The sequence below is a fragment of the Micromonospora sp. NPDC005979 genome, from assembly GCF_040614415.1.
In the GTDB taxonomy this organism is placed as follows: Bacteria; Actinomycetota; Actinomycetes; order Mycobacteriales; family Micromonosporaceae; genus Micromonospora.
The window spans coordinates 170,068-193,536 of sequence record NZ_JBEXUR010000008.1 but is presented as its reverse complement, the minus strand read 5'-3'; the positions used below and the strand labels follow the sequence as shown (position 1 = coordinate 193,536).

Below are 23,469 nucleotides of genomic sequence, written 5' to 3'. Positions count from 1 at the left end.
CTGGAGGACCACCCCATGGGCCGTTATCTGTTGAGACGGCTGCTCCAACTCGTGCCGGTCTTCATCGGCTCGACCTTCCTCATCTACGCCCTCGTCTGGGCCGTGCCGGGCGACCCGTTCGCCGGCAAGTGCGGCGAGCGGCGCTGCCCGGATCAGTACGTCGCGTACATGACCGAGAAGTACCACCTGGACCAGAACGTCTTCGTGCAGTACGGCAACTACATGAAGAACCTCCTCCAGGGCGACTTCGGGCAGACGTTCTCGCAGCGTGACATCGGCGACATCATCGCGAACGCGTACCCCAACACGCTGAAGCTGGCCCTGGTCGCGCTCGCCATCGAGGCCGTCATCGGCCTCGGCGCCGGCATCCTGACCGGCCTTCGTCGCAACGGTTTCCTGGACAACCTGGTCCTGGTCTCGACCCTGTTCCTGCTCGCGCTGCCGGTGTTCGTCGTCGGCTTCGTGCTGCAGTGGCTGCTGGGTGTGCAGTGGGGCATCGTCAAGCCGACCGTCTCGTCCGAGATGCGGTTCTCCGAACTGATCGTCCCGGGCTTCGTGCTCGGTAGCGCGTCGGTGGCGTACATCGCCCGGGTGGCCCGTACGAGCATCGCGGAGAACCGTCGCGCGGACTACGTGCGTACCGCCATCGCCAAGGGCCTGCCGATGCGCCGGGTCGTGGGCGTGCACCTGCTGCGCAACTCGCTCATTCCGGTGGTCACCCTGCTCGGCACCGACCTCGGTGCCCTGATGGGCGGCGCGATCGTCACCGAGGGCATCTTCGGCATCAACGGAATCGGCCGCGAGGTCTACCGCGCGATCGTCACCAAGGAAAGCGCTACCGTGGTTGGCATCGTGGTCGTACTGGTGGTCGTCTATCTGGTGATGAACCTGTTGGTCGACCTGCTCTACGCCGCCCTGGACCCGAGGATCCGTTATGAGTGACCCAAGCACCGCATCGATCGTCAGCACCCCTCCCGCGCACGCGGTCGACACCCCGGCCGCCCCCGGACCGCAGAGCAACGAGAAGCCGCGTGGTCTGCTCGGTGACGCCTGGCGCGACCTGCGCCGCAAGCCGCTGTTCTGGATCTCGGCGACGTTCATCGTCATCTTCCTGCTGATGGCCGCCTTCCCGTCGCTGTTCGCCCCGGGCGACGCGGTCAACGGCTCGCTGTCGCGCAGCCTCAACAAGGCGTCCGGGAGCGCGTGGTTCGGGTACGACCTGCAGGGTCGGGACGTCTACGCCCGGGTCATCTACGGCGCGCGTGCCTCCGTCGTGGTGGCTGTGCTCTCCGTGATCGGCACGCTGCTGGTCGGCGGCACCATGGGCATCATCGCCGGCTACCTCGGTGGCTGGGTCGACACGCTGCTCAGCCGGATCGCCGACGTGTTCTTCGGTATTCCGTTCGTGCTCGGCGCGATCGTCATCCTGACCACGTTCAACGGTTCGGGCGCCACCAACAGCAAGGCCGAGATCATGGGCCTGGTGATCATCTCGCTGATCGTGTTGAGCTGGCCGGTCGTGATGCGGCTGATGCGCTCCTCGGTGCTCGCCACCAGGGAGGCCGACTACATCGTCGCGGCCCGCGCGCTGGGTGCCGGCAGCGGTCGGATCATCCTCAAGCACCTGCTGCCGAACTGTCTGGCCCCGCTGCTGGTCTACGGCACGATCATGGTCGGCTCGTTCATCGGCGCCGAGGCCACCCTGTCGTTCCTGGGCGTCGGCCTGAAGTCGCCGGTGGTGTCCTGGGGCATCATGATCAGCGAGGGCAAGGATTTCATCCGGGTCGCGCCGGGGCTGGTGTTCTTCCCTGCCGCCTTCCTCGTCGCCGCGGTGCTGAGCTTCGTGATGCTCGGCGAGGCGGTCCGCGAGGCCCTCGATCCGAAACTCCGCTAGGGGATATCCAGTGTCCGACATTCTCGTTTCCGAGCAGTCCGCGCCGGGATCCGGCGGGTCCGGACGTCCCTCCGGCCGGCTGCTTGAGGTCGACGACCTGCGGGTGGAGTTCCGTACCCGGGACGGCGTCGCAAAGGTCATCAACGGGGTCACGTACCACGTCGACGCGGGGGAGACCCTCGCCGTGCTCGGCGAGTCCGGCTCCGGCAAGAGCGTCACGGCGCAGACCATCATGGGCATCCTCGACACGCCCCCCGGCTTCGTCACCGGTGGGCAGGTCCGCTTCCACGGCAAGGACATGCTCCGCATGGCCGGCGAGGAGCGCCGCCGCATCCGCGGCGAGGGCATCGCGATGATCTTCCAGGACGCGCTCTCCGCCCTGAACCCGGTCTTCACCGTCGGGTTCCAGATCGCCGAGCAGTTCCGGGTCCGGCGGGGCATGGGTCGCGCCGAGGCCAAGAAGCGCGCGATCGAAATGCTCGACCAGGTCAAGATCCCGAACGCCAAGGGCCGGTTCAACAACTATCCGCACCAGTTCTCCGGTGGTATGCGGCAGCGCGCGATGATCGCGATGTCGCTGGCGCTCGACCCCGAGGTGCTGATCGCCGACGAGCCGACCACCGCGCTCGACGTGACCGTGCAGGCCCAGATCATGGACCTGCTCGCGGAGCTTCAGCGTGAGCGGCAGATGGGCATGATCCTGATCACCCACGACCTCGGCGTGGTCGCCGACGTCGCGGACCGGATCGCCGTCATGTACGCGGGCCGTATCGTCGAGGAAGCCGACGTGTACGACCTGTACGCCAAGCCGGCGCACCCGTACACGATGGGTCTGATCGACTCGATCCCGCGGCTCGACGAGAAGGGGCAGCAGCTCCGGACGATCAAGGGCCTCCCGCCGAACCTGATGAACATCCCGCCGGGCTGCCCGTTCAACCCGCGCTGCCCCATGGCTCAGCCGGTGTGCCGGGAGAAGGTCCCCCCGCTGCTTCAGGTGGGCCACGCTCGGGCCAGCGCCTGCCACTTCGCCGAGGAGCTGGTGAACCGTGTCTGAGAACATCCTCGAGGTCCGTGACCTGGTCAAGCACTACCCCGTCACCCAGGGCGTGGTGTTCAAGAAGACCGTCGGTCAGGTCAAGGCCGTCGACGGGGTCTCGTTCGGTCTGCGGGCCGGCGAGACGCTCGGTGTCGTCGGCGAGTCCGGCTGCGGCAAGTCGACCCTCGCCCGGGTTCTGATGAACCTGGAGAAGCCGACCGCCGGCAGCGTGGTCTACAAGGGCCAGGACATCTCCAAGCTCTCCGGTGGGGCGCTGCGCCGGCTGCGTCGGCAGATCCAGCTGGTCATGCAGGACCCGTACACCTCGCTGAACCCGCGGATGACGGTCGGCGACCTGATCGGTGAGCCGTTCGAGATCCACCCGGAGGTGGCGCCCCGGGGCAGCCGCCGGGCCAAGGTCCGCGAGCTGCTCGACCTGGTCGGTCTGAACCCGGAGCACATCAACCGGTACCCGCACCAGTTCTCCGGCGGTCAGCGGCAGCGCATCGGGATCGCCCGGGCGCTCGCGCTGCGGCCCGAGGTGATCGTCTGCGACGAGCCCGTCTCGGCGCTGGACGTCTCCATCCAGGCCCAGGTGATGAACCTGCTGGAGAAGCTGCAGGGTGAGCTGGGCCTGTCGTACATCTTCATCGCCCACGACCTGTCGGTGGTCCGCCACCTGTCGGACCGCGTGGCGGTGATGTACCTCGGCAAGATCGTCGAGATCGGCACCGAGGACGAGATCTACGAGCGGCCGACCCACCCGTACACCCAGGCGCTGCTCTCGGCGGTGCCGGTGCCGGACCCGACCCAGCGGAACAACAAGACGATCATCCGGCTCACGGGTGACGTGCCGTCGCCGATCAGCCCGCCCTCGGGCTGCCGGTTCCGGACCCGCTGCTGGAAGGCGCAGGACGTCTGCGCCGAGCAGGTCCCGCTGCTGGAGATCCGCCGCGACTCGGACCACCCGAGCGCCTGCCACTTCGCGGAGCGGCGCGAGATCGTCGCCACCCACGAGGCGTGATTTCCCGGAACCGCCTGCCGACGTCACCACGACGGCGGCAGGCGGTTTCGTCTGTCCAGGTTCGCCCTACAGCGGGCCGCGGCCCGCTCGCAGCAGCAACAGCGCCAGTTGCGTACCGTCGGCGCCGAGCGCGAGCCGGAAGCGTTCCAGGATGTCCCGTTCCCGGGAGAGCACCAGCCGCGTGCCGCCGGAGGCCATCCGGGTCGCGCCGACCTCCCGCGACAGCGCGGCCCGCTCCTGCCAGAGCGTGATCAGGGCGTTGTCGATCTCGTCGATCCGCTCCCTGATCTGCACGATCCGCGCGGCAGCGGTCGGCTCCACGGTGCCGGTCCGCGCGTCGGCCGGTTCGCCGGACTCCACCGGTGGGCCCGCCTCCGGCACGCTCCCGTCGACCGGGGCCCGTGCCGGGTCCGGCCGTGCCGGGCCGCCGTTCTGCTCCACCACGTCTGTCATCATCGGGTACCTCTCGCGCTCTGGTGCCCCGTGCCCGCAACCCGGGACGAAAAAGCCCCGGACTCCAGGAGCCCGGGGCGTTTCGCAGGTCTGATCGATCAGGCGCGACCTACGGCAGCCGGACTCCCGGTGCCGTAGTAAAAGTAGTAGCGCGCTCCGATCACGCCGTCGAGTATGCCCACGCGGATGGCCGGTGCGCAAGGATTCGACGCGGTTCGTGACGCCGTGCCCGGCTGGCGGACGAGCCGTGCACCGGTCGGGAAGTGTCCGGCTGGCGGCATAGACTTGTCCCGCGATGCATCCTCTCTTCGACATCCCCGCGTCCCCGCCCGCGCCGGAGTCCGTGCCGGCCCGTCCGCACCGGCCCGGGTCGGCCTCCGCCCGCCTCGATCCGCGGCAACTGCTCGACGGGCTGAACGGGCCGCAGCGCGACGCGGTCAGTCACGCCGGTTCCCCGTTGCTGATCGTGGCGGGCGCCGGTTCCGGCAAGACCCGGGTGCTCACCCACCGGATCGCCTACCTGCTCGCCGCACGGGACGTCCACCCCGGCGAGATCATCGCCATCACGTTCACCAACAAGGCGGCGGGCGAGATGAAGGAGCGCGTCGCCGCGCTGGTCGGGCCACGGGCCCGGCTGATGTGGGTGTCGACGTTCCACTCCGCGTGCGTCCGCATCCTGCGCGCCGAGCACGAGCACGCCGGCCTCAAATCGACGTTCTCGATCTACGACGCGGACGACTCCCGGCGCCTCATGCAGTTGGTCGCCCGGGAGTTGGATCTCGACCCCAAGCGCTACCCGGCGCGCGGGCTGGCCGCCCAGGTCTCCAACCTCAAGAACGAGCTGGTCGACCCGGAGCAGTTCGCCGCGCGGGCCAGCGGGCCCAACGAGCGGGCGCTCGCCGAGGCGTACACGCTCTACCAACGCCGGCTGCGCGAGGCGCACGCGCTGGACTTCGACGACCTGATCATGACGACGGTGCACCTGCTCCAGTCCCACCCGCACGTGGCCGAGAGCTACCGGCGGCGGTTCCGGCACGTGCTTGTCGACGAATACCAGGACACCAACCATGCCCAGTACATCCTGATCAAGGAGCTGGTCTCCGGCACCGACGGGTTGGCGCCGGCCGAGCTGTGCGTGGTCGGTGACGCCGACCAGTCGATCTACGCGTTCCGGGGCGCGACGATCCGCAACATCCTGGAGTTCGAGCGGGACTTCACCGACGCGCGGACGATCCTGCTGGAACAGAACTACCGCTCCACGCAGACCATCCTCAACGCGGCCAACGCGGTGATCGACCGGAACACTTCCCGCAAGCCGAAGCGGCTGTGGAGCGAGGCCGGCGACGGCGAGCGGATCGTCGGGTACGTGGCGGACACCGAGCACGCCGAGGCCGACTGGGTGGGCCGGGAGATCGACCGCCTCGTCGACGCCGACGAGACCCGCCCCGGTGACGTCGCCGTCTTCTACCGCACCAACGCCCAGTCCCGCGTCTTCGAGGAGGTGTTCATCCGCGCTGGCCTGCCGTACAAGGTGGTCGGCGGGGTGCGCTTCTACGAGCGCAAGGAGGTCCGCGACGCGCTGGCGTACCTGCGCTCGGTGGTCAACGACGACGACACCGTGAGCCTGCGGCGGGTGCTGAACACCCCACGCCGGGGCATCGGCGACCGTGCGGAGGCCTGCGTCGAGGCGCTCTCCAGCCGCGACCGGATCTCCTTCGGCGCGGCGCTGCGCCGGGCCCGGGAGGCGCCCGGCATCTCCACCCGGGCGGCCAACGGCATCGCCGACTTCGTGGCGCTGCTCGACGGCGCACGGGAGCTGGCCGAGACCGGCACCCCGGAGGAGGTGCTGGAGGCCCTGCTGACCCGCTCGGGCTACCTCACCGAGCTGGAGGAGAGCCTCGACCCGCAGGACGCCGGTCGGGTGGACAACCTCCAGGAGCTGGTCAGCGTCGCCCGGGAGTACACCGAGCGGATCGAGGCCCTGGGCGAGGACGGGGAGCGGGCCACACTGGCCGGGTTCCTGGAGCAGGTCGCGCTCGTGGCCGACGCCGACCAGATCCCCTCCGACGACCCCGACCACCAGGGCGTCGTCACCCTGATGACGTTGCACACCGCCAAGGGCCTGGAATTCCCGGTGGTCTTCCTGACCGGCCTCGAGGACGGCGTCTTCCCGCACCTGCGCTCGCTGGGCGACACCCGCGAGTTGGAGGAGGAGCGCCGACTGGCGTACGTGGGGATCACCCGTGCCCGACAGCGGCTCTACCTGTCCCGGGCGGTCACCCGCTCGGCGTGGGGGCAGCCGTCCTACAACCCCCCGTCACGCTTCCTGGAGGAGTTGCCGCCGGAGCTGGTGCGCTGGGAGCGCACCGAGGGGTCGTACACCTCGTGGGCCGGCGGAGGCGGCGGCGTCGGTGGCCGCGCGGACCGCGCGCCCGGCGGGCGCGGCACCTTTACCGGGGGTACGCCCAAGGCGGCCCAGCTCGCCCAGCGGCTCGGCGTGGACGGCAGTCGCCTGACCACGGCCAGCGAGCTGCCGCAGGGGCCGAAGGTGGCGGCCGGCGACCGGGTCAACCACCAGCGCTACGGCCTGGGCCGCGTGCTCGCCGTCGAGGGCCACGGCCCCGGCGCCCGCGCGCAGATCGACTTCGGCGACCAGACCATGTGGCTGGTCCTGCGCCACGCCCCGGTAGACAAGCTCTAACCCGCGCGCCCCGCGCGCCCCGCTCCACTCCCGCGCCGATCTTGCACTTTCGGTTGTCGATTTGAGGGCTTCTGCTCTTTATGTCGCCGCAGAAAGTGCAAGATCGGCGCAGGTACGGGGTCAGCAGCCCAGGTCCACGCCGCGGGCGCGCATGAACGGGGCGGGGTCGATCTGGTTCCACATGCCCTGGTGCACCTCGAAGTGCAGGTGCGGGCCGGTGGCGTCGCCAGTGGCACCCTCGTAGCCGATCACCTGGCCGGCCTTGACCGCCTGGCCGACCGTGACCGCGATGCGGCTCTGGTGGGCGTAGTGGGTCAGGTAGCCGTTGCCGTGGTCGATGAAGACCGAGTTGCCGTACCCGTCGGCGGCGTCACCGGCCTGGGTGACAGTGCCGGCCGCCGCGGCGCGGATGGGGGTGCCCGAGGGCAGCGCCAGGTCGATCCCGGCGTGCAGGGTGCCCCAGCGCTCGCCGTAGCAGGAGGTGACCTCGGCCCCGGGCATCGGATCGACCCAGGCGGCCGTCGGTTTGGTGGTCTTCTTCGGCTTCGGCTTCGGCTTCGGCTTGGCGGGGGCCGTCTTCGTGGGCGACGGGCTGGCGACGACGGCCGACGGGCTCGCGGTCGGGCTGGCCGACGGGGAGGCGGGCGCGCCCGACTCGCGGGCCGATCGGTCGGCCCGGCTGGCGGCCTCGGCTCGGGACTGCGCGTCGAGGGAGACGGCGGTCGGCGCGGGCCGGTCGGGTCCGGTGGTGGCGACGGCGACCCCGCCCAGGCCGAGGGCGACCAGGCCGGCCGCGCCGAGCACGATGAGGCGGTTCCGCCGGCGGGCGCGCCGAGGCTGCTCACCGGTGGTGTCGGGGGTGTTCTCGTTCTGGACGGGGCTGTCTTCCGGCACGGCGGACCTTCACAGTCGAGGGGCACTTGACCTCGAAATACTGGTGCCGGGCCGAGTGGGACGACCGCGTGGTCCGGCCGCCCGCCGCGCGGACCGCAGGCGAGACCGCCCGTTATGAGGCGCTTTTCAGCCCCACGTCCAGAAAAATGATCATGTGCGGCGTGTGCTGAGCCACAGTTGCCGCTGTGACCCAGGAAACATCAGCACATGCAGAACCGCCCGGATCGACAGATCCGGGCGGCCAACGGTCAGTACGCAGCGTCAGGACGCGGCTGCATCGCTGTAGATTGCCTCGACTTGCAGCTTGATGTCCACTCCGCGCTCCGCGAGGTACGGAACGGGGTCGATCGGTGCGCCCTTGACATGGAGTTCGAGGTGCAGGTGAGTGCCGTAGGCGTGACCGGTCTGGCCCACCAGGCCGAGCTGGTCGCCCGCCTTGACCTGCTGGCCCTCCTTGACGCTGAGCGCGGAGGAGTGGCCGTAGATGGCCTCGCTGCCGTCGGCGTGCTGAACGATCACGGCGTAGCCGTAACCGCCGAACCAGCCGGCCTTGGTGACCAGCCCGTCGTGGACGGCCACGTAGGGCGTGCCCTCGGGGACGACCAGGTCGACACCGGTGTGAAGCTTGCCCCACCGCATCCCGTACGGCGAGTTGAAGTCGTAGCCCTGCAGCGGCAGCATCCAGACATCGGGCTCGGCCGCCTCCTTGCCGCGGCTGTCCCGGGAGGCGCGCTCGGCGTTGTCCGCGCGGGCAGCGGCGTCCTGGCTGGTGACCGACGCCTGCTTGAGCTCGTCGAGCACCGACGGGCTGACGTCCTTGGCGTCCGGCAGGGCCGACGCGCCCAGCGCGACGATGCCCGCGCCGACGAACGCGGTGGTGACGACCGCCGCGTAACGGCTACGCGGGGGGGTGGGTACGCGGCGGCGGCCGCGATATCGATCGGGCTCAGACGACAGGCGCTGGCGCACGCACACCCTCCGTTGTCGGGGTTCCGAGGCGACCGGTGGACGTCCGTGAAGCTCAGGTGAACGTCTGCCGACCGCGTCGTCACCCGTCCATGGACCTGATGACAACCGTGGACACGTTAGCCAACCACCAGGCGAGTCACAAGCCAGACCGTCGAATTGGCGTGTCGACTTGTCCGTTTGCGTCCACGATTGTCACGCATCGTGCCGTCGAACGGTGCCCCCGTAACCACCCGTTCGTCGCCGAGCGTGACCGATCCGGCGGAGTAGTCCGGCTTGACGCCGCAGCCGGACGAGGGCGCGTGCCGCCGGGTCCGTCCGAGGTCGCCGGGATGACGGACGTGTTTCCGGCCCGGATTTCCCGGCCCCGGCCGGGCGGGTTACCGTTCGTTCAGGTGAAGGCCGTGGAGCCGGTGAAAGGTGTGCGCTGATGAGCTCTCGAATTCGGGTCGTCGTCGCGAAGCCAGGTCTGGACGGCCACGACCGCGGCGCGAAGGTCGTCGCCCGGGCCCTGCGGGACGCCGGGATGGAGGTCGTCTACACCGGCCTGCACCAGACGCCTGAGCAGATCGTGGAGACGGCCATCCAGGAGGACGCCGACGCGGTCGGACTCTCCGTGCTCTCCGGCGCGCACATGACGCTGTTCCGCCGGGTGCTGGAGTTGCTCAACGAGCGCGACGCGCGGGACATCGTCGTCTTCGGTGGCGGCATCATCCCGAACGGCGACATCCCGGAGTTGGAGAAGCTGGGCGTCGCGAAGATCTTCACGCCGGGCGCCACCACCCAGGCGATCGTCGAGTGGGTCCGCGAGAACGTGGCGCAGCCGGTCTCCTGAGCGGAGGCGCTGTTTCCGGGCACGGGGGAGGGGCCGGACGCACCCCTCACACGTCCGGCCCCTCTATGCACGATGCCCCGCCGCCACCCCTCGACCGACAGGGCATCGGCCGTCTCCCGTCATCGCGCTGTGCAGCGCTCCGACACCTGACTCAACGACGACCCCTCGGCCGGGTTACGCACCCCCGCCAACATCGCCCGGACGGCTGACACCCGCTCTGGCCTGGCCAGAATCGGTCGTCTCCCGATCGCCTCTGTGCATTACCGCACACCGCGCACCCGCTCGGTTGCCGGCCGTGCCCACCTCGCTAGGCTGCCGCCAATGGCCTGTTTCAACTGATGACAGGCGTCAAACTGTTTTCTGAACGCTGGTGGCGGCGCGACGGCGCGCCGCGGAGACGGGACGGGACGCGCAATCGTGGACCTGTACGAGTACCAGGGGCGGGACCTGTTCGAGCGGCACGGCTTGCCCGTGCTGGCCGGCGGCGTTGCCACGACCCCGGAAGAGGCCCGCGCGATCGCCGAACGCCTCGGCGGTCGAGTGGTCGTCAAGGCGCAGGTGAAGGTCGGCGGCCGAGGCAAGGCCGGTGGCGTCAAGCTCGCCGAGGGCCCGGATGAGGCGGTGGCCAGGGCCACCGACATCCTGGGCATGGACATCAAGGGTCACACCGTCCACAAGGTCATGATCACCGTGACGGCGGACGTGGCCGAGGAGTACTACTTCTCGTACCTGCTCGACCGGGCGAACCGCACCTTCCTCTGCATCGCCAGCGTGGCCGGCGGTATGGACATCGAGCAGGTCGCCGCCGAGACCCCGGACCGCGTGGTGAAGGCGCCGATCGACGCCAACACCGGTGTCGACGAAGCCAAGGCGCGGGAGATCGTCACCGCGGCCGGCTTCCCGGCCGAGGTCGCGGACCAGGTCGTCGAGGTGGCCGTCGGCCTGTGGCAGGCGTTCGTCGCCGAGGACGCCACCCTGGTCGAGGTGAACCCTCTCGCCAAGAACGGTGACGGGCGGCTGCTGCTGCTCGACGCCAAGATCACTCTGGACGAGAACGCCGCGTTCCGGCACCCGGACCACGAGGCCCTGGTCGACCAGGCCAGCGTGGACCCGCTGGAGCAGGCGGCCAAGGCCAAGGACCTCAACTACGTCAAGCTCGACGGTGAGGTCGGCATCATCGGCAACGGCGCGGGTCTGGTCATGTCGACCCTCGACGTGGTCGCGTACGCCGGGGAGCGGCACGGCAACGTCAAGCCGGCAAACTTCCTCGACATCGGCGGCGGCGCGAGCGCCGCGGTGATGGCGAACGGGCTGGAGATCGTGCTCTCCGACCCGGCCGTGAAGAGCGTCTTCGTCAACGTCTTCGGCGGCATCACCGCCTGCGACGAGGTCGCCAACGGCATCATCCAGGCGCTGGCCCTGCTCGAGCAGCGCGGCGAGCAGGTCACCAAGCCGCTCGTCGTCCGTCTCGACGGCAACAACGCCGAGGCCGGCCGGGCGATCCTGGACGGCGCGAACAACCCGCTCGTGCAGCGGGTGGACACCATGGACGGAGCGGCCGAGCGGGCCGCCGAGCTGGCAGCTGCGGGGGTCTGATCATGGCTATCTGGCTGACCAAGGACTCGAAGGTCATCGTCCAGGGGATGACCGGCTCCGAGGGCTCCAAGCACACCCGGCGGATGCTCGCCGCCGGCACCAACGTGGTGGGCGGCGTCAACCCGCGCAAGGCGGGCCAGAAGGTCGACTTCGACGGCACCGAGCTGCCGGTCTTCGCGTCCGTGGCGGACGCCATGGCCGAGACCGGGGCCGACGTCACCGTCATCTTCGTACCGCCGCAGTTCACCAAGGCCGCCGTGGTCGAGGCGATCGACGCCGCGATTCCGCTGGCCGTGGTGATCACCGAGGGCGTGCCGGTGCACGACACGGCCGCGTTCTGGGCGTACAACCTCGCGCAGGGCGAGCGCACCCGCATCATCGGGCCGAACTGCCCGGGCATCGCCTCGCCGGGCGCGTCCAACGCCGGCATCATCCCGGCCGACATCACCGGCTCCGGCCGGATCGGCCTGGTCAGCAAGAGCGGCACGCTGACCTACCAGATGATGTACGAGCTGCGCGACATCGGCTTCTCCACCTGCGTCGGCATCGGTGGCGACCCGATCATCGGCACCACGCACATCGACGCCCTCAAGGCGTTCGAGGCCGACCCGGAGACCGACGCCATCGTGATGATCGGTGAGATCGGCGGCGACGCCGAGGAGCGGGCCGCCGAGTTCATCAAGGCCAACGTCACCAAGCCGGTGGTGGGCTACATCGCCGGATTCACCGCGCCTCCCGGCAAGACCATGGGTCACGCCGGCGCGATCATCTCGGGCTCGGCCGGCACCGCCGAGGCGAAGCAGGCGGCGCTCGAGGCCGTCGGGGTGAAGGTCGGCAAGACGCCGACCGAGACCGCGAAGCTGATGCGGGAGATCATGTCCGGCAGCTGAGCCGGCAGGGCAACAGCGAAGGGGCCGACCGGAACCGGTCGGCCCCTTCGTCGTACCGCCGGCTCAGTCGTTGTTCCAGAATGGGTAGTTGCCGGTGAGACGCAGGATCGCCCCGCCGATGATGTTGATCACGCCGAACGCGATGGCGAGGTAGCCGAGCACCGGCGACTGGCCGTTACGCCGCGCGTCGCGCAGTGACAGGTAGCCGAAGATGATGCCGAGGATGCCGCAACAGATCAGGCCGAGGACGATGCCCAGCACGCCCCAGAGCGTGGTGCGGTCCCGGCCCCGGGCCGGCGGTGGCGGCGGGTATGCGGTCGTCACGACTACCTCCGGTGGGTCGTGGGCGGCCGACCGACGCGGGTCGCGACCGGCGGGTGGGACCCGATGGCGGCGGCGGCCACCCCCTCAGGGCCGAGGCTAGACCCGTCCGGGTCGCCCAGACCCCGGTTCGCCCAACTCGCCGCCCTCCGGGGCGGGTTATCGGACTGCCACAGCCCGCGCGACGTGCCAGAGTAGAGCGGATGTCCCCCGTCACCCCTGACCGTCCCAGCCGTGCCGGCGGCGTACGCGCCGACGAGCGGCCGGTCGACCGCGCCGCGCCGCGCCGACGGGTGCCCGCGCCCCGCGCCGGTGGGTCGCCGCGCGGTCGGGCTCCGCTGCCCGTCGCCGCCGGGGTGGCCGCCGGCGGGGCCGCCCTCACGTCGTACCTGCCGGTGGCCATCGTGCTCGGCCTGGTCCAGCTCGGCGCGGACTCCACCACGCTGGGCGGCACCCTGCGCACCGCGCTGGCCGGTTGGCTGGTGGGGCACGGCGTTCCGCTGCACACCGAGGCGGGCCCGTTCGGGCTCGCCCCGCTGGCGCTGACCGTGCTCGCGCTGTGGCGACTCAGCCGGGCCGGTGTGCACGTGAGCCGCGCGATCGGCGCCCGCGACAGCCGCTCACCGCGCCGGGCGCTGATCGCGGCCGGAGCGGTCGGTCTGGCGTACGCCCTGCTCGGCGCTCTCGCCGCGGTGCTGATCGGCGCGCACGGTCCACAGGTGTCGCCGGTACGGGCGGCGGCCACGTTCGCGGTGGTCGGTGCGCTCGGCGCGTTGGTCGGCGCGATCCGCATCACCGCCGTGACCCGGCTGCTCATCACCCGGATACCCGGCCCGCTGCGCGACGGCGTCCGCACCGGCCTGGTGGCAGCGCTCCTGCTCCTCGGGGCGGGGGCTGGCGCGGCCGGCCTGGCCGTGGCCACCGGCGGCGGCGATGCGGCGGACATGATCGGCGCGTACCGGACCGGGGTGGCCGGGCAGGCCGGGATCACCCTGGTCAGCATGGCGTACGCGCCGAACGCGGCGGTCTGGTCGACGAGCTATCTGCTCGGGCCGGGCTTCGCGGTCGGCGTCGACACGGCCGTGCGTACCAGTGAGGTGTCCGTCGGCGCGCTCCCGGCCGTACCCCTGCTCGCTGGCCTGCCGCGCGGCCCGGTGGACGGCCTCGGCGCCCTGCTGCTCGCGGTGCCGGTGCTGGCCGGGATGGTCGCCGGCTGGCTGCTCGCCCGCCGGCTGGCCCGCGCCGCCGGGCCGGAGCGCGCCCCGCGACGGTGGGCGGAGTTGCTGGCGCCGGCGGCGTTGGCCGGCCCGGTGGCCGGTGTGCTGCTCGGCGTCGCCGCCGCAGCCTCTGCCGGACCACTCGGGTCGGGACGGCTGGCGCAGCTCGGGCCGGTGGCCTGGCAGGTCGGCGCCGTGGCGGCCGGCGTCGTCGCGGTAGGCGCGCTGCTCGGCGCCGCCGCCACCCGCGTACTGACCCGCACCCCCCGCCCCACCCCCTGAACACCCCCCACCTGCCCCCAGGCCCCGCCTCCCTCCGTTGATCATGAAATTGTTGTCCCGACACGCCGAGGTGAGGGGCGATAACTTCATGATCGACGCACGGGGGTCGGGTGGGCCGGGTGGGCCGGGAGCGGTCTGGGGGCGGGAACGCCGCGGGGCGCCCCGGAGGAGATCCGGAGCGCCCCGACGAGAGGTCGCCGATCAGGGCTCGGTCGGCAGGTTCACGTTCGCGATGATGCCCAGGATGAACAGCAGGATGCCCAGGCCGACACCGACCGCGCCGCAGATCAGACCGGCCTTGGCCTGGCCCGCGTTGCTGGCCTGGCCCTGGGCGACCTTCTGCTTGGCGAGGTAGCCGGTCACCACACCCGCGATACCCACCGGGATGCCCAGGTAGAGGCAGCAGACCAGCGGAATCGACGCGATGCCGAGGATCATCGACACCAGACCGAGGGTGTTGTTCTGCCCCTGGGCCTGCGGGTACCCGGCGTTCGGGTACGTCGGAGCGCCGTAGGGCGGCTGCTGACCGTACGGAGCCTGCGGCGCGCCGTACGGGTCCTGCGGCGGCTGGCCGTAGGGCTGCCCCGAGGTGGGCTGGCCGTACGGCTGACCCGAGGTGGGCTGCTGGCCGTACGGGGCGGCCGGCGGCGGGGCGTACGGGTCGTGCGGCGGCTGGGGTGCGGTCGGGTCGTTCGGCTGCTGGCCGTACGGGTCCTGACCGGGATTACCGGGCTGCATTCGAGAGAACTCCTTGGTTCGTTCCGTCAGTTGGTGCTGCTGTTCCCACTCATGATCGCGCCCAGACCACCCAACGCACAGCACAGCAACACGATGACAAGCCACGCGATGCCCACGATGAGGGCCCACTTCGACCACTTCCGCGACTCCGCGGCGGCGGCCTGGGCACCGGCGTAGTCACCCTGCTGCAGCAGCGGGTTGACCTTCGAGGCGTTGATGATCGCCGGGATGGCCAGGGGCCAGAACAGGAAGATGGCGACGATCGACATCGTCATGTTGTTGTTGATCGGCGGCTGCTGCTGGGGGTGGGCGCCGGGGTGCATGGGGGTGCTCCTCATTCGATCGGCACGCTCGCCGTGCCGGGTCACTGACAGGGGTTGCGGGCCGGCACGGTGTCCAGCCCGAGCGACCGGCAGCGTACCGGTTCGATGCTCGTCCGCGCCGGCACAGATTCGGCGCGCCGCCCGGTCGAAGGTCGTTCGTGACCTGCCCGATAGGGTGTTGCGGTGACCGAGCCCGCGTCCGTCGCCCGCATCGTCGTCCTCGTCTCCGGCTCCGGGAGCAACCTCCAGGCCCTGCTGGACGCCGCAGTCGACCCCGCGTACGGCGCCCAGGTGGTGGCGGTCGGCGCGGACCGCGACGGCATCGCGGGCCTGGACCGGGCCGAGGCCGCCGGGGTGCCGACGTTCGTCGAGCGGGTCCCCGATCACGACAGCCGGGAAGACTGGGACCGGGCGCTCACCGCGCACGTCGCCAAGCACCAACCAGACCTGGTCATCTCCGCCGGATTCCTCAAGCTGGTCGGCCCGCACTTCCTCGCCGCCTTCGGCGACCGCTACCTGAACACCCACAACACCCTGCTGCCGGCGTTTCCCGGCATCCACGGCCCGCGCGACGCTCTCGCCTACGGCGTGAAGCTCACCGGGGCCACGCTGTTCTTCGTCGACGCCGGCATGGACACCGGGCCGATCGTGGCGCAGGTCGCGGTGCCGGTGCTCGACGACGACGACGTGGACACCCTCACCGAACGCATCAAGGAAGCCGAGCGCCGCCAGCTCGTCGAGCAGGTCGGTCGGCTGGTCCGCGAAGGCTGGACCATCACCGGAAGAAAGGTCACGGTTCCGTGAGTCCCACTCAGGACGGGCGTCGCCCGATTCGGCGGGCGCTGGTCAGCGTCTACGACAAGACCGGTCTGGTCGAGCTGGCCCAGGCCCTGCACGCGGCCGGCGTCGAGATCGTGTCCACCGGCAGCACGGCGGGCACCATCGCCGCCGCGGGCGTGCCGGTGACGCCGGTGGAGACGGTGACCGGCTTTCCCGAGGTGCTCGACGGCCGGGTGAAGACCCTGCACCCGAAGGTGCACGCCGGCCTGCTCGCCGACCTGCGCAAGGACACGCACGTCGCGCAGCTCGACGAGCTGGGGGTGGCCGCGTTCGACCTGCTGGTCTCCAACCTCTACCCGTTCCAGGCGACCGTCGCCTCCGGGGCCAGTGTCGAGGAGTGCGTGGAGCAGATCGACATCGGTGGCCCGGCCATGGTGCGCGCCGCCGCCAAGAACCACGCCTCGGTCGCCGTGCTCACCGACCCGGCCGGCTACTCGGCGCTGCTCGGCGCGCTCGACGAGGGCGGCTTCACGCTGGCCCAGCGTCGCGCGCTCGCGGCCCGCGCGTTCGCCGACATCGCCGAGTACGACGTGGCGGTCGCCCAGTGGTGCGCCCGTGAGCTGGCCCCCGCCGACGACACGTGGCCGGCGTTCGCCGGTTCGGCGCTGCGCAAGTCGACGGTGCTGCGGTACGGCGAGAACCCGCACCAGCCGGCCGCCCTCTACACCGACCCGGACGCCCCGGCGGGGCTCGCCCAGGCCGAGCAGTTGCACGGCAAGGAGATGTCGTACAACAACTACGTCGACGCGGACGCCGCCTGGCGGGCCGCGAACGACTTCGCCGACCAGCCGGCCGTGGCGATCATCAAGCACGCCAACCCGTGCGGCATCGCGGTGGGCGTGGACGTGGCCGAGGCGCACCGCCGGGCGCACGCCTGCGACCCGGTGTCGGCGTTCGGCGGTGTCATCGCCGTCAACCGGCCGGTCTCGGTCGAGATGGCCCGGCAGGTCGCGGACATCTTCACCGAGGTGGTGGTCGCCCCCGGCTTCGACGAGGGCGCGGTCGAGGTGTTGCAGGGCAAGAAGAACATCCGGCTGCTGCGTGCGCCCGCGTGGACCCCGGCTGCCGTCGAGTGGCGGTCGGTGACCGGCGGCGTGCTGACCCAGGCCGCCGACCGGGTGGACGCCCCCGGCGACGACCCGGCGAACTGGCAGTTGGCGACCGGCGAGGCCGCCGACGAGGAGCTGCTGCGTGACCTGGCGTTCGCCTGGCGGGCGGTGCGCGCGGTGAAGAGCAACGCGATCCTGCTCGCCAAGGACGGCGCGACCGTCGGGGTGGGCATGGGTCAGGTCAACCGCGTCGACTCGGCGCAGCTCGCGGTGAGCCGCGCCGGCGCCGACCGGGCCCGTGGCTCGGTGGCCGCCTCGGACGCGTTCTTCCCGTTCGCCGACGGCCCGCAGATCCTCATCGACGCGGGCGTCCGCGCCATCGTCCAGCCCGGCGGCTCCATCCGCGACGAAGAGGTCATCGAAGCGGCGAAGAAGGCCAACGTGACGATGTACCTGACCGGAACCCGCCACTTCTTCCACTAACCACCCCAGCCCGCCCGCCCCTGCCCGCGTCGATCATGGAGTTGTGGTGCCCCGCAAAAGGGGCACCGGCGGAGAAGCCACCCACCGCAACTCCATGATCGACGCGGGCGGACGGCGGCGGCGGCGGGGTCAGGCTGTGGTGGGGGAGCGGAGTTCGGCGAAGTGGCAGGCGCAGGGGTGGGGGTCCGCCGCCCTCGGGACCGTCTGCGGGTCCTCGATCGCGCAGATCTCCTGGGCCTTCCAGCAGCGGGTCCGGAAGTGGCAGCCGCTCGGCGGGTCGGCCGGGCTCGGCACGTCGCCGACCAGCCGGATCATGCTGCGCTGGTCGCGTACCTCCGGGTCCGGCACCGGCACGGCCGAGAGCAGGGCCTGGGTGTACGGGTGGGTCGGCCGCTCGTAGATCTCGTCCTCGGTGCCGATCTCGACGATCCGCCCGAGGTACATGACGGCGACCCGGTCGGCGATGTGCCGCACCACGGACAGGTCGTGGGCGATGAAGATGTACGAGAGCCCGAACTCGTCCTGGAGCTGCTCCAGCAGGTTGATCACCTGGGCCTGGATGGAGACGTCCAGCGCCGAGACGGGCTCGTCGCAGACGATCACCTCGGGCCGCAGCGCGAGCGCCCGGGCGATGCCGATGCGCTGCCGCTGACCGCCGGAGAACTGGTGCGGGTACCGGTTGATGTGCTCCGGGTTCAGACCGACCAGGTCGAGCAGCTCCTGGACCCGCTTGGCCTTGCTGCCCTTGGGCGCGGCGTCGGGGTGGATCTCGAACGGCTCGCCGATGATGTCGCCGACCGTCATCCGCGGGTTCAACGACGTGTACGGGTCCTGCATGACCATCTGCATGTTCCGGCGCAACCGGCGCAGTTCGGATCCGGAGGCCTTGAACAGGTCCCTACCCTCCAGGGTGGCGCTTCCGGAGGTGGGCGTCTCCAGCCGCATGAGCAGTCGGGCGAGGGTGGACTTGCCGCACCCGGACTCGCCGACCACGCCCAGCGTCTCGCCCCGGCGCAGCTCGAAGCTCACGCCGTCGACGGCCTTGACCGCGCCGATCTGCCGCTGGAACAGCACACCCTGACTGATCGGGAAGTGCTTCACCAGGTTGTCGACGGAGAGGATCGTCTCGCCCCGGAGCTTGGCGGAGCTAGCGGGCGCTGTCATCACGGACCTCCTGCGCGAAGTGGCAAGCGCTGGTCCGGCCGTCGCCGAGGACCAGGTCGTGCGGCACCACGTCCACGCAGACCTGCTGCGCGTACGGGCACCGGGGGTGGAAGGGGCATCCGGAGGGGATGCGCATGAGGTTCGGGGGCAACCCCTTGATCGTCGCCAGCTCCTGGCCGCGGACGTCCAGGCGGGGGATCGATTCCAACAACCCCTTGGTGTACGGGTGGGCCGGCGCCTTGTAGAGCGAGCGGACGTCGGCGTGCTCGACGATCCGGCCCGCGTACATGACCGCGATCCGGTCCGCGACGCCGGCGACCACGCCCAGGTCGTGGGTGATCAGGATCATCGCCATGTTGAGGTCCCGGCGCAGGTCGGCGAGCAGGTCCATGATCTGGGCCTGCACGGTGACGTCGAGCGCGGTGGTGGGCTCGTCCGCGATGAGCACCTTCGGGTCCAGCGCCAACGCCATCGCGATCATGACGCGCTGCCGCATCCCGCCGGAGAACTGGTGCGGGTAGTCGCCGACCCGCTTCGCGGCCCCGGGGATCTTGACCAGGTCCATCAGTTCGATGGCACGGCGGCGGGCGTCGGCCCGGGACATCCCGGCGCGCTGGCGCAGTGTCTCGCCGATCTGCCAGCCGACCGGAAAGACCGGGTTGAGGGCGGAGAGCGCGTCCTGGAAGATCATGGCGATCTCCTTGCCGCGTACCTGCCGACGCTGCTCCTCGGAGCGGGTGAGCAGGTCCTGACCCTGGTAGAGGATCTGGCCGGAGCGGACGAACGCGGGCGGCGTGTCCAGGATGCCCATGATCGCCTGGGCGGTCACCGACTTGCCCGAGCCGGATTCGCCGAGTACGGCGAGCGTCTCGCCGGCGTCCAGGTGGTACGACACCCCGTTGATCACCCGTGCGACGCCCTCGCTGGTGCGGAACTCGACGTGCAGGTCCCGCAACTCCAGCAGGTGGCCGCCCTCGGGTGTGGCGGAGGCGGGCGTGGGTTCGACGGTCATGAGTTGATCACCGCAGCTTCGGGTCGAAGGCGTCACGGATCGCGTCGCCGAGCATGATGAACGCCAGGACGGTGAGCGCGAGGAAGGCCGACGGAACGAGGAGCGGGGTGGCCGCCTCGCGCATGTGGATCCGGCCGGTGTCGATGTCCTGGCCCCACGAGATGGTCGGCGCCTTGAGGCCGATGCCGAGGAAGGACAGCGTCGCCTCGGCGGCGATGAACGAGCCGAGCGCGATCGTCAGCACCACGATGGCCGGAGCCAGCGAGTTCGGCAGGATGTGCCGCCACATTATCCGGCTGTTGCCGGCACCGAGCATCCGGGCCGCCGCGACGTAGTCCTGCTCCTTGGCGGTGATCACCGAGGAACGGACCACGCGGGCGGCGGTGGTCCATCCGAGGAGCGCCAGCACGAAGACGACAGCGCCGATCCGGGCCCACTGGCTGTCGCTGGACACCCGCTTGAGCAGCACGATCGCGGCCAGCAGCAGCGGGATACCGAGCACCACGTCGATCACCCGGGAGAGCACCGCGTCGACCCAGCGGCCGAAGTAGCCGGCGAGCATGCCGACCACGAGCGCGATGATCCCGGTGCCGAGGGTGGCGAGCGCACCGACCAGCAGCGAGGCCCGGGTGCCGTAGACCGCCCGGGAGTACGTGTCGCAGCCCTGGAAGTCGTACCCGAAGATGGCCCCGCCGGACGGCCCGGCGTGCTGTCGGGAGAGCAGGCAGTCGTTCGGATTGTTCGCGGTGAAGACCCCGGGGAGCAGTGCCATCAGGGTGAAGATGGTGACCAGCGCCAACGAGATCCAGAAGATCGGGTTGCGGCGCAGGTCCCGCCAGGCGTCTCCGGCCAGGCTGCGGGGCTTCTGCGGAGCGCCAACCTGGTTGGGTGCGCCCGGTTCGCCCGAAGGGCCCCGCCGCGCGGCCTGGTTCTCGCTGGCCGCGACAGTTTCAAAGTCACTCATGCCGGCACCTCGCTGCGCTCACTCATAGCGGATCCTCGGATCGAGTACGGCGTACAGGACATCCACCACCAGGTTCGAGACCAGGTAGACCACGACCAGCACGCTGACGATGCCCACCACCAGGGGACCGTCCTCGGTGCGGATGCCGCGGAAGAGGTTGAAGCCGACGCCGGGGATGTTGAAGACGCCCTCGGTGATGATCGCGCCGCTCATCAGGTTGCCCAGTTCCACACCGAGGAAGGTGACCACCGGGATCAGTGAGTTGCGCAGCACATGGACGACGACGATGCGCCGCTTGACCAGGCCCTTGGACCGGGCGGTCCGGACGTAGTCCGCGCGCAGGTTCTCCGCCACCGAGGCCCGGGTGAGTCGCAGGGCGGTGGCCAGCGAGAGCGAGCCGAGCACGATGCCCGGCAGCAGCAGCGCGTAGAACGTCGGGTCGGAGCCGGCGGTGGGTGGGAAGAGCTGCCACTTGACGCCCAGGAGGTACTGCGCCAGGGGCGCCAGCACGATCGTCGGGATGCCGAGCACCAGCAGGGTCAGCACGAGCGTCGAGTTGTCGAAGATGCTGGCCCGACGGATGCCGGCGAGCACCCCGGCGGTGACGCCGAAGATGATCGCCACGGCAAGTGCGATGAGCGCGAGCCGCACGGTGACCGGCCAGGCCGACTGGAGGATGTCACCGATGTTCCGACCGGTGAGTGACTCGCCCAGGTTGCCCTGGAGCAGGTTCTTCACGTAGTCGAAGTAGCGGTAGAAGAACCCGCCGACGCCGGTGGCGTCGAGGTGGTACTTCTCGGTCAGGTAGGCCCGTTGCGCTGGCGTCACCGGCCGTTCGCCGGCGAGCGCCTGGATCGGGTCGCCCTGCCCGGCGAATGTCAGCGCGTAGACGATCAGGGTGGTCCCGAAGAAGGCGAGGACCATCTGCAGTAGGCGCCGCAGGATGTAGCGGAACATGCTTAGCAGTCTCTCCGGAAATGTGCGAAAGGGTCGCAGGACGGCATCTCTGGTCGTACCCGAAATATCCGGGATGGGCCGTCCGGCCCGGGGGAGCCGACGCCACCGACGCCGGGTCCGCTGCTGCGGCCCGGCCCCGGTGGTGCAGACCGGGCCACCCGGGCTTCGTCGCCCGGGTGGCCCGCAGCATGCTCAGCTCAGCTGGCTGCTTCGATCTTGACGAGGTTGACCCGCTGGAACAGGTCCATCTGCACGTTCTTGACCTTGGACGAGTAGCCGAACACGTTCTGGCCGAAGCGCAGCGGGATCACCGGCATGTCCTTGGCCAGGATGTCCTCCGCCTGCTGGTACTTGGCGATCGCCTCGTCCTGCGTCTTGGCGGCGGAACCCTCCTTGACCAGCCTGTCGAAGTCCTTGTTGCTGTAGCCGTAGTAGTTCGACGAGCCGTTCGTGCTGTACAGCGGGCCGAGGTAGTCCTCCATGGTCGGGTAGTCCATGACCCAACCCATCCGGAACGCACCCACCGGCGTCTTCTTCTCGACCTTGGTCAGCAGGTCGGCGAACTTCGGCTCGGCCGAGCCGACCGCGTCCACACCCAGGTTGGCCTTGAGCTGGTTGACCGTGGCGTCGACCCAGTCCTTGTGGCCGCCGTCGCCGTTGTACGAGATGACGATCTTCGACGGGCCGCCGGCGGCCTGGTAGAGCTTCTTGGCCTCGGTCGGGTTGAACTCGCCGGCCTTGCCCGCGGTGTTCTCCCGGTAACCCGGCAGCACCGGCGAGACGAAGGAGCGCGCCGACGTCTGCGAGCCCTTGAAGACCGACTTGGTGATCTCGTCACGGTCGATCGCCATCGAGATGGCCTTGCGCACGTCCGGGTTGCTGTAGTCCTTGTCGAACGTCGGGAACGCCAGGAACTGGAACGACGACATCGGGCTGGTCTGGTACCGGTCGCCCAGGTCGGTCGGCGCGGTGCTCAGGCTCTCGGTCGGGATCGTGGGCAGCACGTCCAGGTTGTCCGCCAGGACGTCCGCGTACGCCGCGGTGAGCTGCTGGTAGATCCGGAACTCGATGTCCTTGACCTTGGGCTTCTCGCCCGGGAACGCGTCGTAGCGCTCGATGTCGATCTTGCTGTCGTGCTGCCAGGTGCCCTTCATCTTGAAGGGGCCCTGCCCGATCGGCGCCTGCTCGTAGGAGTCCTTGAGCACGCCCGGAGCCGAGAACGCGGCGTCCGGCATCGGGAAGAACGCGTTGTAGCCAAGCGTCGTGCGGAAGTCGATGTACGGGTCGGAGAGCGTCACGGTGAAGGTGAGGTCGTCGACCTTCTTCAGGCCGGACATCTCCTTGGCCTTCGGCGCCTTGCCCTGCAGGTCGGCGTAGCCAGCGATCTTCTCGAAGAAGTAGTTGCTGTCCTGGCCGTTCGGGGCGTACGCGCCGTAGTTCCACGCGTTGATGTAGTTCTGGGACGTGACCTTCTCACCGTTGTGGAAGGTGTAGCCGTCCTTGAGCTTGATCGTCCAGACCTTGTTGTCGGACGAGGTGATCGACTGGGCAGCCACCTCGTACGGCTTGTTCTGGGCGTCGTAGTCGACGAGCGGGCTGAACAGGCCGGCGATGACCTGAGAGCCGGACGTCTCCGTGGTGTTGGTGGGAACCAGGTGCTTCGGCTCGCCGATCTGGATGCTGACGGCCGAACTGCCGTTGCCACCGGATCCGCCGTCTCCGCCGCTGCCGCAGGCCGCGAGGCCCAGCGTCACCGCGAGCGGGAGGGCGGTCCAGGCAGCGAGTCTACGAACTCGCATTGAGCCTCCTCATCTCCTCACGCTGCGCAGT

The 23,469-nt window shown here is 70.2% G+C and carries 22 protein-coding genes; 11 read left to right on the top strand and 11 right to left on the bottom strand.

The features are described from left to right. Positions 1-15 precede the first annotated feature (15 nt). The 4 genes from ABZ272_RS15850 (at position 16) to ABZ272_RS15835 (ending at position 3,954) form a co-directional block, all read left to right on the top strand. On the top strand, positions 16-942 hold the full coding sequence (locus ABZ272_RS15850) for an ABC transporter permease (RefSeq protein WP_355050673.1): 927 nt from the start codon (positions 16-18) through the stop codon (positions 940-942). Further along, positions 935-1,894 (top strand): ABC transporter permease, encoded by a 960-nt coding sequence (locus tag ABZ272_RS15845; protein WP_355050672.1) that lies wholly within the window; start codon positions 935-937, stop codon positions 1,892-1,894. Before ABZ272_RS15850 ends, ABZ272_RS15845 begins: the two co-directional genes overlap by 8 nt. Positions 1,895-1,973: 79 nt before the next feature. Then, positions 1,974-2,948: an ABC transporter ATP-binding protein gene (locus ABZ272_RS15840; protein ID WP_355050783.1), complete on the top strand. Its 975-nt coding sequence runs from the start codon at positions 1,974-1,976 to the stop codon at positions 2,946-2,948. Continuing rightward, positions 2,941-3,954, top strand: a complete 1,014-nt coding sequence (locus ABZ272_RS15835) for a dipeptide ABC transporter ATP-binding protein (RefSeq protein ID WP_355050671.1) — start codon at positions 2,941-2,943, stop codon at positions 3,952-3,954. Before ABZ272_RS15840 ends, ABZ272_RS15835 begins: the two co-directional genes overlap by 8 nt. 66 nt (positions 3,955-4,020) lie before the next feature. Here the strand turns inward: ABZ272_RS15835 and ABZ272_RS15830 are convergent, their stop codons facing one another. Continuing rightward, positions 4,021-4,410, bottom strand: a complete 390-nt coding sequence (locus ABZ272_RS15830; protein ID WP_355050670.1) for a chorismate mutase — start codon at positions 4,408-4,410, stop codon at positions 4,021-4,023. A 292-nt stretch (positions 4,411-4,702) separates the two neighbouring features. Between ABZ272_RS15830 and pcrA the strand changes: the two genes are divergently transcribed. Then, positions 4,703-7,108, top strand: a complete 2,406-nt coding sequence (gene pcrA / locus ABZ272_RS15825; RefSeq protein ID WP_355050669.1) for a DNA helicase PcrA — start codon at positions 4,703-4,705, stop codon at positions 7,106-7,108. A 120-nt stretch (positions 7,109-7,228) separates the two neighbouring features. On the opposite strand, the gene ABZ272_RS15820 is transcribed toward pcrA, so the two are convergent. Beyond that, entirely contained in the window at positions 7,229-8,002 is a 774-nt protein-coding gene (locus tag ABZ272_RS15820; protein WP_355050668.1) for a M23 family metallopeptidase, read from the bottom strand. Between the two features lie 261 nt (positions 8,003-8,263). After that, positions 8,264-8,971: a M23 family metallopeptidase gene (locus tag ABZ272_RS15815; protein ID WP_355050667.1), complete on the bottom strand. Its 708-nt coding sequence runs from the start codon at positions 8,969-8,971 to the stop codon at positions 8,264-8,266. A 427-nt stretch (positions 8,972-9,398) separates the two neighbouring features. Here ABZ272_RS15815 and ABZ272_RS15810 point away from each other — a divergent pair, with 427 nt between their 5' ends. From ABZ272_RS15810 to sucD, 3 genes are all read left to right on the top strand, one after another. Next, complete coding sequence (locus ABZ272_RS15810; RefSeq protein ID WP_355050666.1) at positions 9,399-9,803, top strand: cobalamin B12-binding domain-containing protein; 405 nt, start codon at positions 9,399-9,401, stop codon at positions 9,801-9,803. A 417-nt stretch (positions 9,804-10,220) separates the two neighbouring features. Then, entirely contained in the window at positions 10,221-11,399 is a 1,179-nt protein-coding gene (gene sucC / locus ABZ272_RS15805) for an ADP-forming succinate--CoA ligase subunit beta (protein WP_355050665.1), read from the top strand. A 2-nt stretch (positions 11,400-11,401) separates the two neighbouring features. After that, on the top strand, positions 11,402-12,289 hold the full coding sequence (gene sucD, locus ABZ272_RS15800; RefSeq protein ID WP_355050664.1) for a succinate--CoA ligase subunit alpha: 888 nt from the start codon (positions 11,402-11,404) through the stop codon (positions 12,287-12,289). 63 nt (positions 12,290-12,352) lie between these two features. Here sucD and ABZ272_RS15795 read toward each other — a convergent pair whose 3' ends face one another. Then, entirely contained in the window at positions 12,353-12,613 is a 261-nt protein-coding gene (locus ABZ272_RS15795; protein WP_355050663.1) for a hypothetical protein, read from the bottom strand. A gap of 200 nt (positions 12,614-12,813) precedes the next feature. Between ABZ272_RS15795 and ABZ272_RS15790 the strand changes: the two genes are divergently transcribed. Next, positions 12,814-14,109, top strand: coding sequence for a DUF6350 family protein (locus ABZ272_RS15790; RefSeq protein WP_355050662.1), 1,296 nt, complete (start codon positions 12,814-12,816; stop codon positions 14,107-14,109). A gap of 201 nt (positions 14,110-14,310) precedes the next feature. Here ABZ272_RS15790 and ABZ272_RS15785 read toward each other — a convergent pair whose 3' ends face one another. Continuing rightward, positions 14,311-14,847: a DUF4190 domain-containing protein gene (locus tag ABZ272_RS15785; protein WP_355050661.1), complete on the bottom strand. Its 537-nt coding sequence runs from the start codon at positions 14,845-14,847 to the stop codon at positions 14,311-14,313. 26 nt (positions 14,848-14,873) lie between these two features. After that, on the bottom strand, positions 14,874-15,185 hold the full coding sequence (locus tag ABZ272_RS15780) for a CD225/dispanin family protein (protein ID WP_355050660.1): 312 nt from the start codon (positions 15,183-15,185) through the stop codon (positions 14,874-14,876). A gap of 168 nt (positions 15,186-15,353) precedes the next feature. Between ABZ272_RS15780 and purN the strand changes: the two genes are divergently transcribed. Both purN and purH read left to right on the top strand, forming a co-directional pair. Then, positions 15,354-15,974, top strand: a complete 621-nt coding sequence (gene purN / locus ABZ272_RS15775) for a phosphoribosylglycinamide formyltransferase (RefSeq protein WP_355050659.1) — start codon at positions 15,354-15,356, stop codon at positions 15,972-15,974. After that, positions 15,971-17,542 (top strand): bifunctional phosphoribosylaminoimidazolecarboxamide formyltransferase/IMP cyclohydrolase, encoded by a 1,572-nt coding sequence (purH, locus tag ABZ272_RS15770; RefSeq protein WP_355050658.1) that lies wholly within the window; start codon positions 15,971-15,973, stop codon positions 17,540-17,542. Before purN ends, purH begins: the two co-directional genes overlap by 4 nt. Positions 17,543-17,671: 129 nt before the next feature. Here the strand turns inward: purH and ABZ272_RS15765 are convergent, their stop codons facing one another. From ABZ272_RS15765 to ABZ272_RS15745, 5 genes are all read right to left on the bottom strand, one after another. After that, on the bottom strand, positions 17,672-18,706 hold the full coding sequence (locus ABZ272_RS15765) for a dipeptide ABC transporter ATP-binding protein (protein ID WP_355050657.1): 1,035 nt from the start codon (positions 18,704-18,706) through the stop codon (positions 17,672-17,674). Further along, positions 18,690-19,718, bottom strand: a complete 1,029-nt coding sequence (locus tag ABZ272_RS15760; RefSeq protein ID WP_355050656.1) for an ABC transporter ATP-binding protein — start codon at positions 19,716-19,718, stop codon at positions 18,690-18,692. The genes ABZ272_RS15765 and ABZ272_RS15760 overlap by 17 nt, the downstream gene beginning before the upstream one ends. A 7-nt stretch (positions 19,719-19,725) precedes the next feature. Then, entirely contained in the window at positions 19,726-20,682 is a 957-nt protein-coding gene (locus tag ABZ272_RS15755) for an ABC transporter permease (protein WP_355050655.1), read from the bottom strand. A gap of 18 nt (positions 20,683-20,700) precedes the next feature. After that, the gene (locus tag ABZ272_RS15750; RefSeq protein WP_355050654.1) at positions 20,701-21,639 is read right to left on the bottom strand and encodes an ABC transporter permease; all 939 of its coding nucleotides are present in this window, start codon (positions 21,637-21,639) and stop codon (positions 20,701-20,703) included. Positions 21,640-21,836: 197 nt separating this feature from the next. Continuing rightward, the gene (locus ABZ272_RS15745) at positions 21,837-23,438 is read right to left on the bottom strand and encodes an ABC transporter substrate-binding protein (RefSeq protein ID WP_355050653.1); all 1,602 of its coding nucleotides are present in this window, start codon (positions 23,436-23,438) and stop codon (positions 21,837-21,839) included. Positions 23,439-23,469: the final 31 nt, after the last annotated feature.

Coding starts and splice junctions, on each gene's coding strand:
- ABZ272_RS15750 (WP_355050654.1), bottom strand. CDS start 21,639: ATGTTCCGCTACATCCTGCGGCGCCTACTGCAGATGGTCCTCGCCTTC.
- ABZ272_RS15780 (WP_355050660.1), bottom strand. CDS start 15,185: ATGAGGAGCACCCCCATGCACCCCGGCGCCCACCCCCAGCAGCAGCCG.
- ABZ272_RS15760 (WP_355050656.1), bottom strand. CDS start 19,718: ATGACCGTCGAACCCACGCCCGCCTCCGCCACACCCGAGGGCGGCCAC.
- pcrA (WP_355050669.1), top strand. CDS start 4,703: ATGCATCCTCTCTTCGACATCCCCGCGTCCCCGCCCGCGCCGGAGTCC.
- ABZ272_RS15745 (WP_355050653.1), bottom strand. CDS start 23,438: ATGCGAGTTCGTAGACTCGCTGCCTGGACCGCCCTCCCGCTCGCGGTG.
- sucD (WP_355050664.1), top strand. CDS start 11,402: ATGGCTATCTGGCTGACCAAGGACTCGAAGGTCATCGTCCAGGGGATG.
- ABZ272_RS15785 (WP_355050661.1), bottom strand. CDS start 14,847: ATGCAGCCCGGTAATCCCGGTCAGGACCCGTACGGCCAGCAGCCGAAC.
- ABZ272_RS15755 (WP_355050655.1), bottom strand. CDS start 20,682: ATGAGTGACTTTGAAACTGTCGCGGCCAGCGAGAACCAGGCCGCGCGG.
- ABZ272_RS15790 (WP_355050662.1), top strand. CDS start 12,814: ATGTCCCCCGTCACCCCTGACCGTCCCAGCCGTGCCGGCGGCGTACGC.
- ABZ272_RS15765 (WP_355050657.1), bottom strand. CDS start 18,706: ATGACAGCGCCCGCTAGCTCCGCCAAGCTCCGGGGCGAGACGATCCTC.
- ABZ272_RS15830 (WP_355050670.1), bottom strand. CDS start 4,410: ATGATGACAGACGTGGTGGAGCAGAACGGCGGCCCGGCACGGCCGGAC.
- ABZ272_RS15845 (WP_355050672.1), top strand. CDS start 935: ATGAGTGACCCAAGCACCGCATCGATCGTCAGCACCCCTCCCGCGCAC.
- ABZ272_RS15810 (WP_355050666.1), top strand. CDS start 9,399: ATGAGCTCTCGAATTCGGGTCGTCGTCGCGAAGCCAGGTCTGGACGGC.
- ABZ272_RS15850 (WP_355050673.1), top strand. CDS start 16: ATGGGCCGTTATCTGTTGAGACGGCTGCTCCAACTCGTGCCGGTCTTC.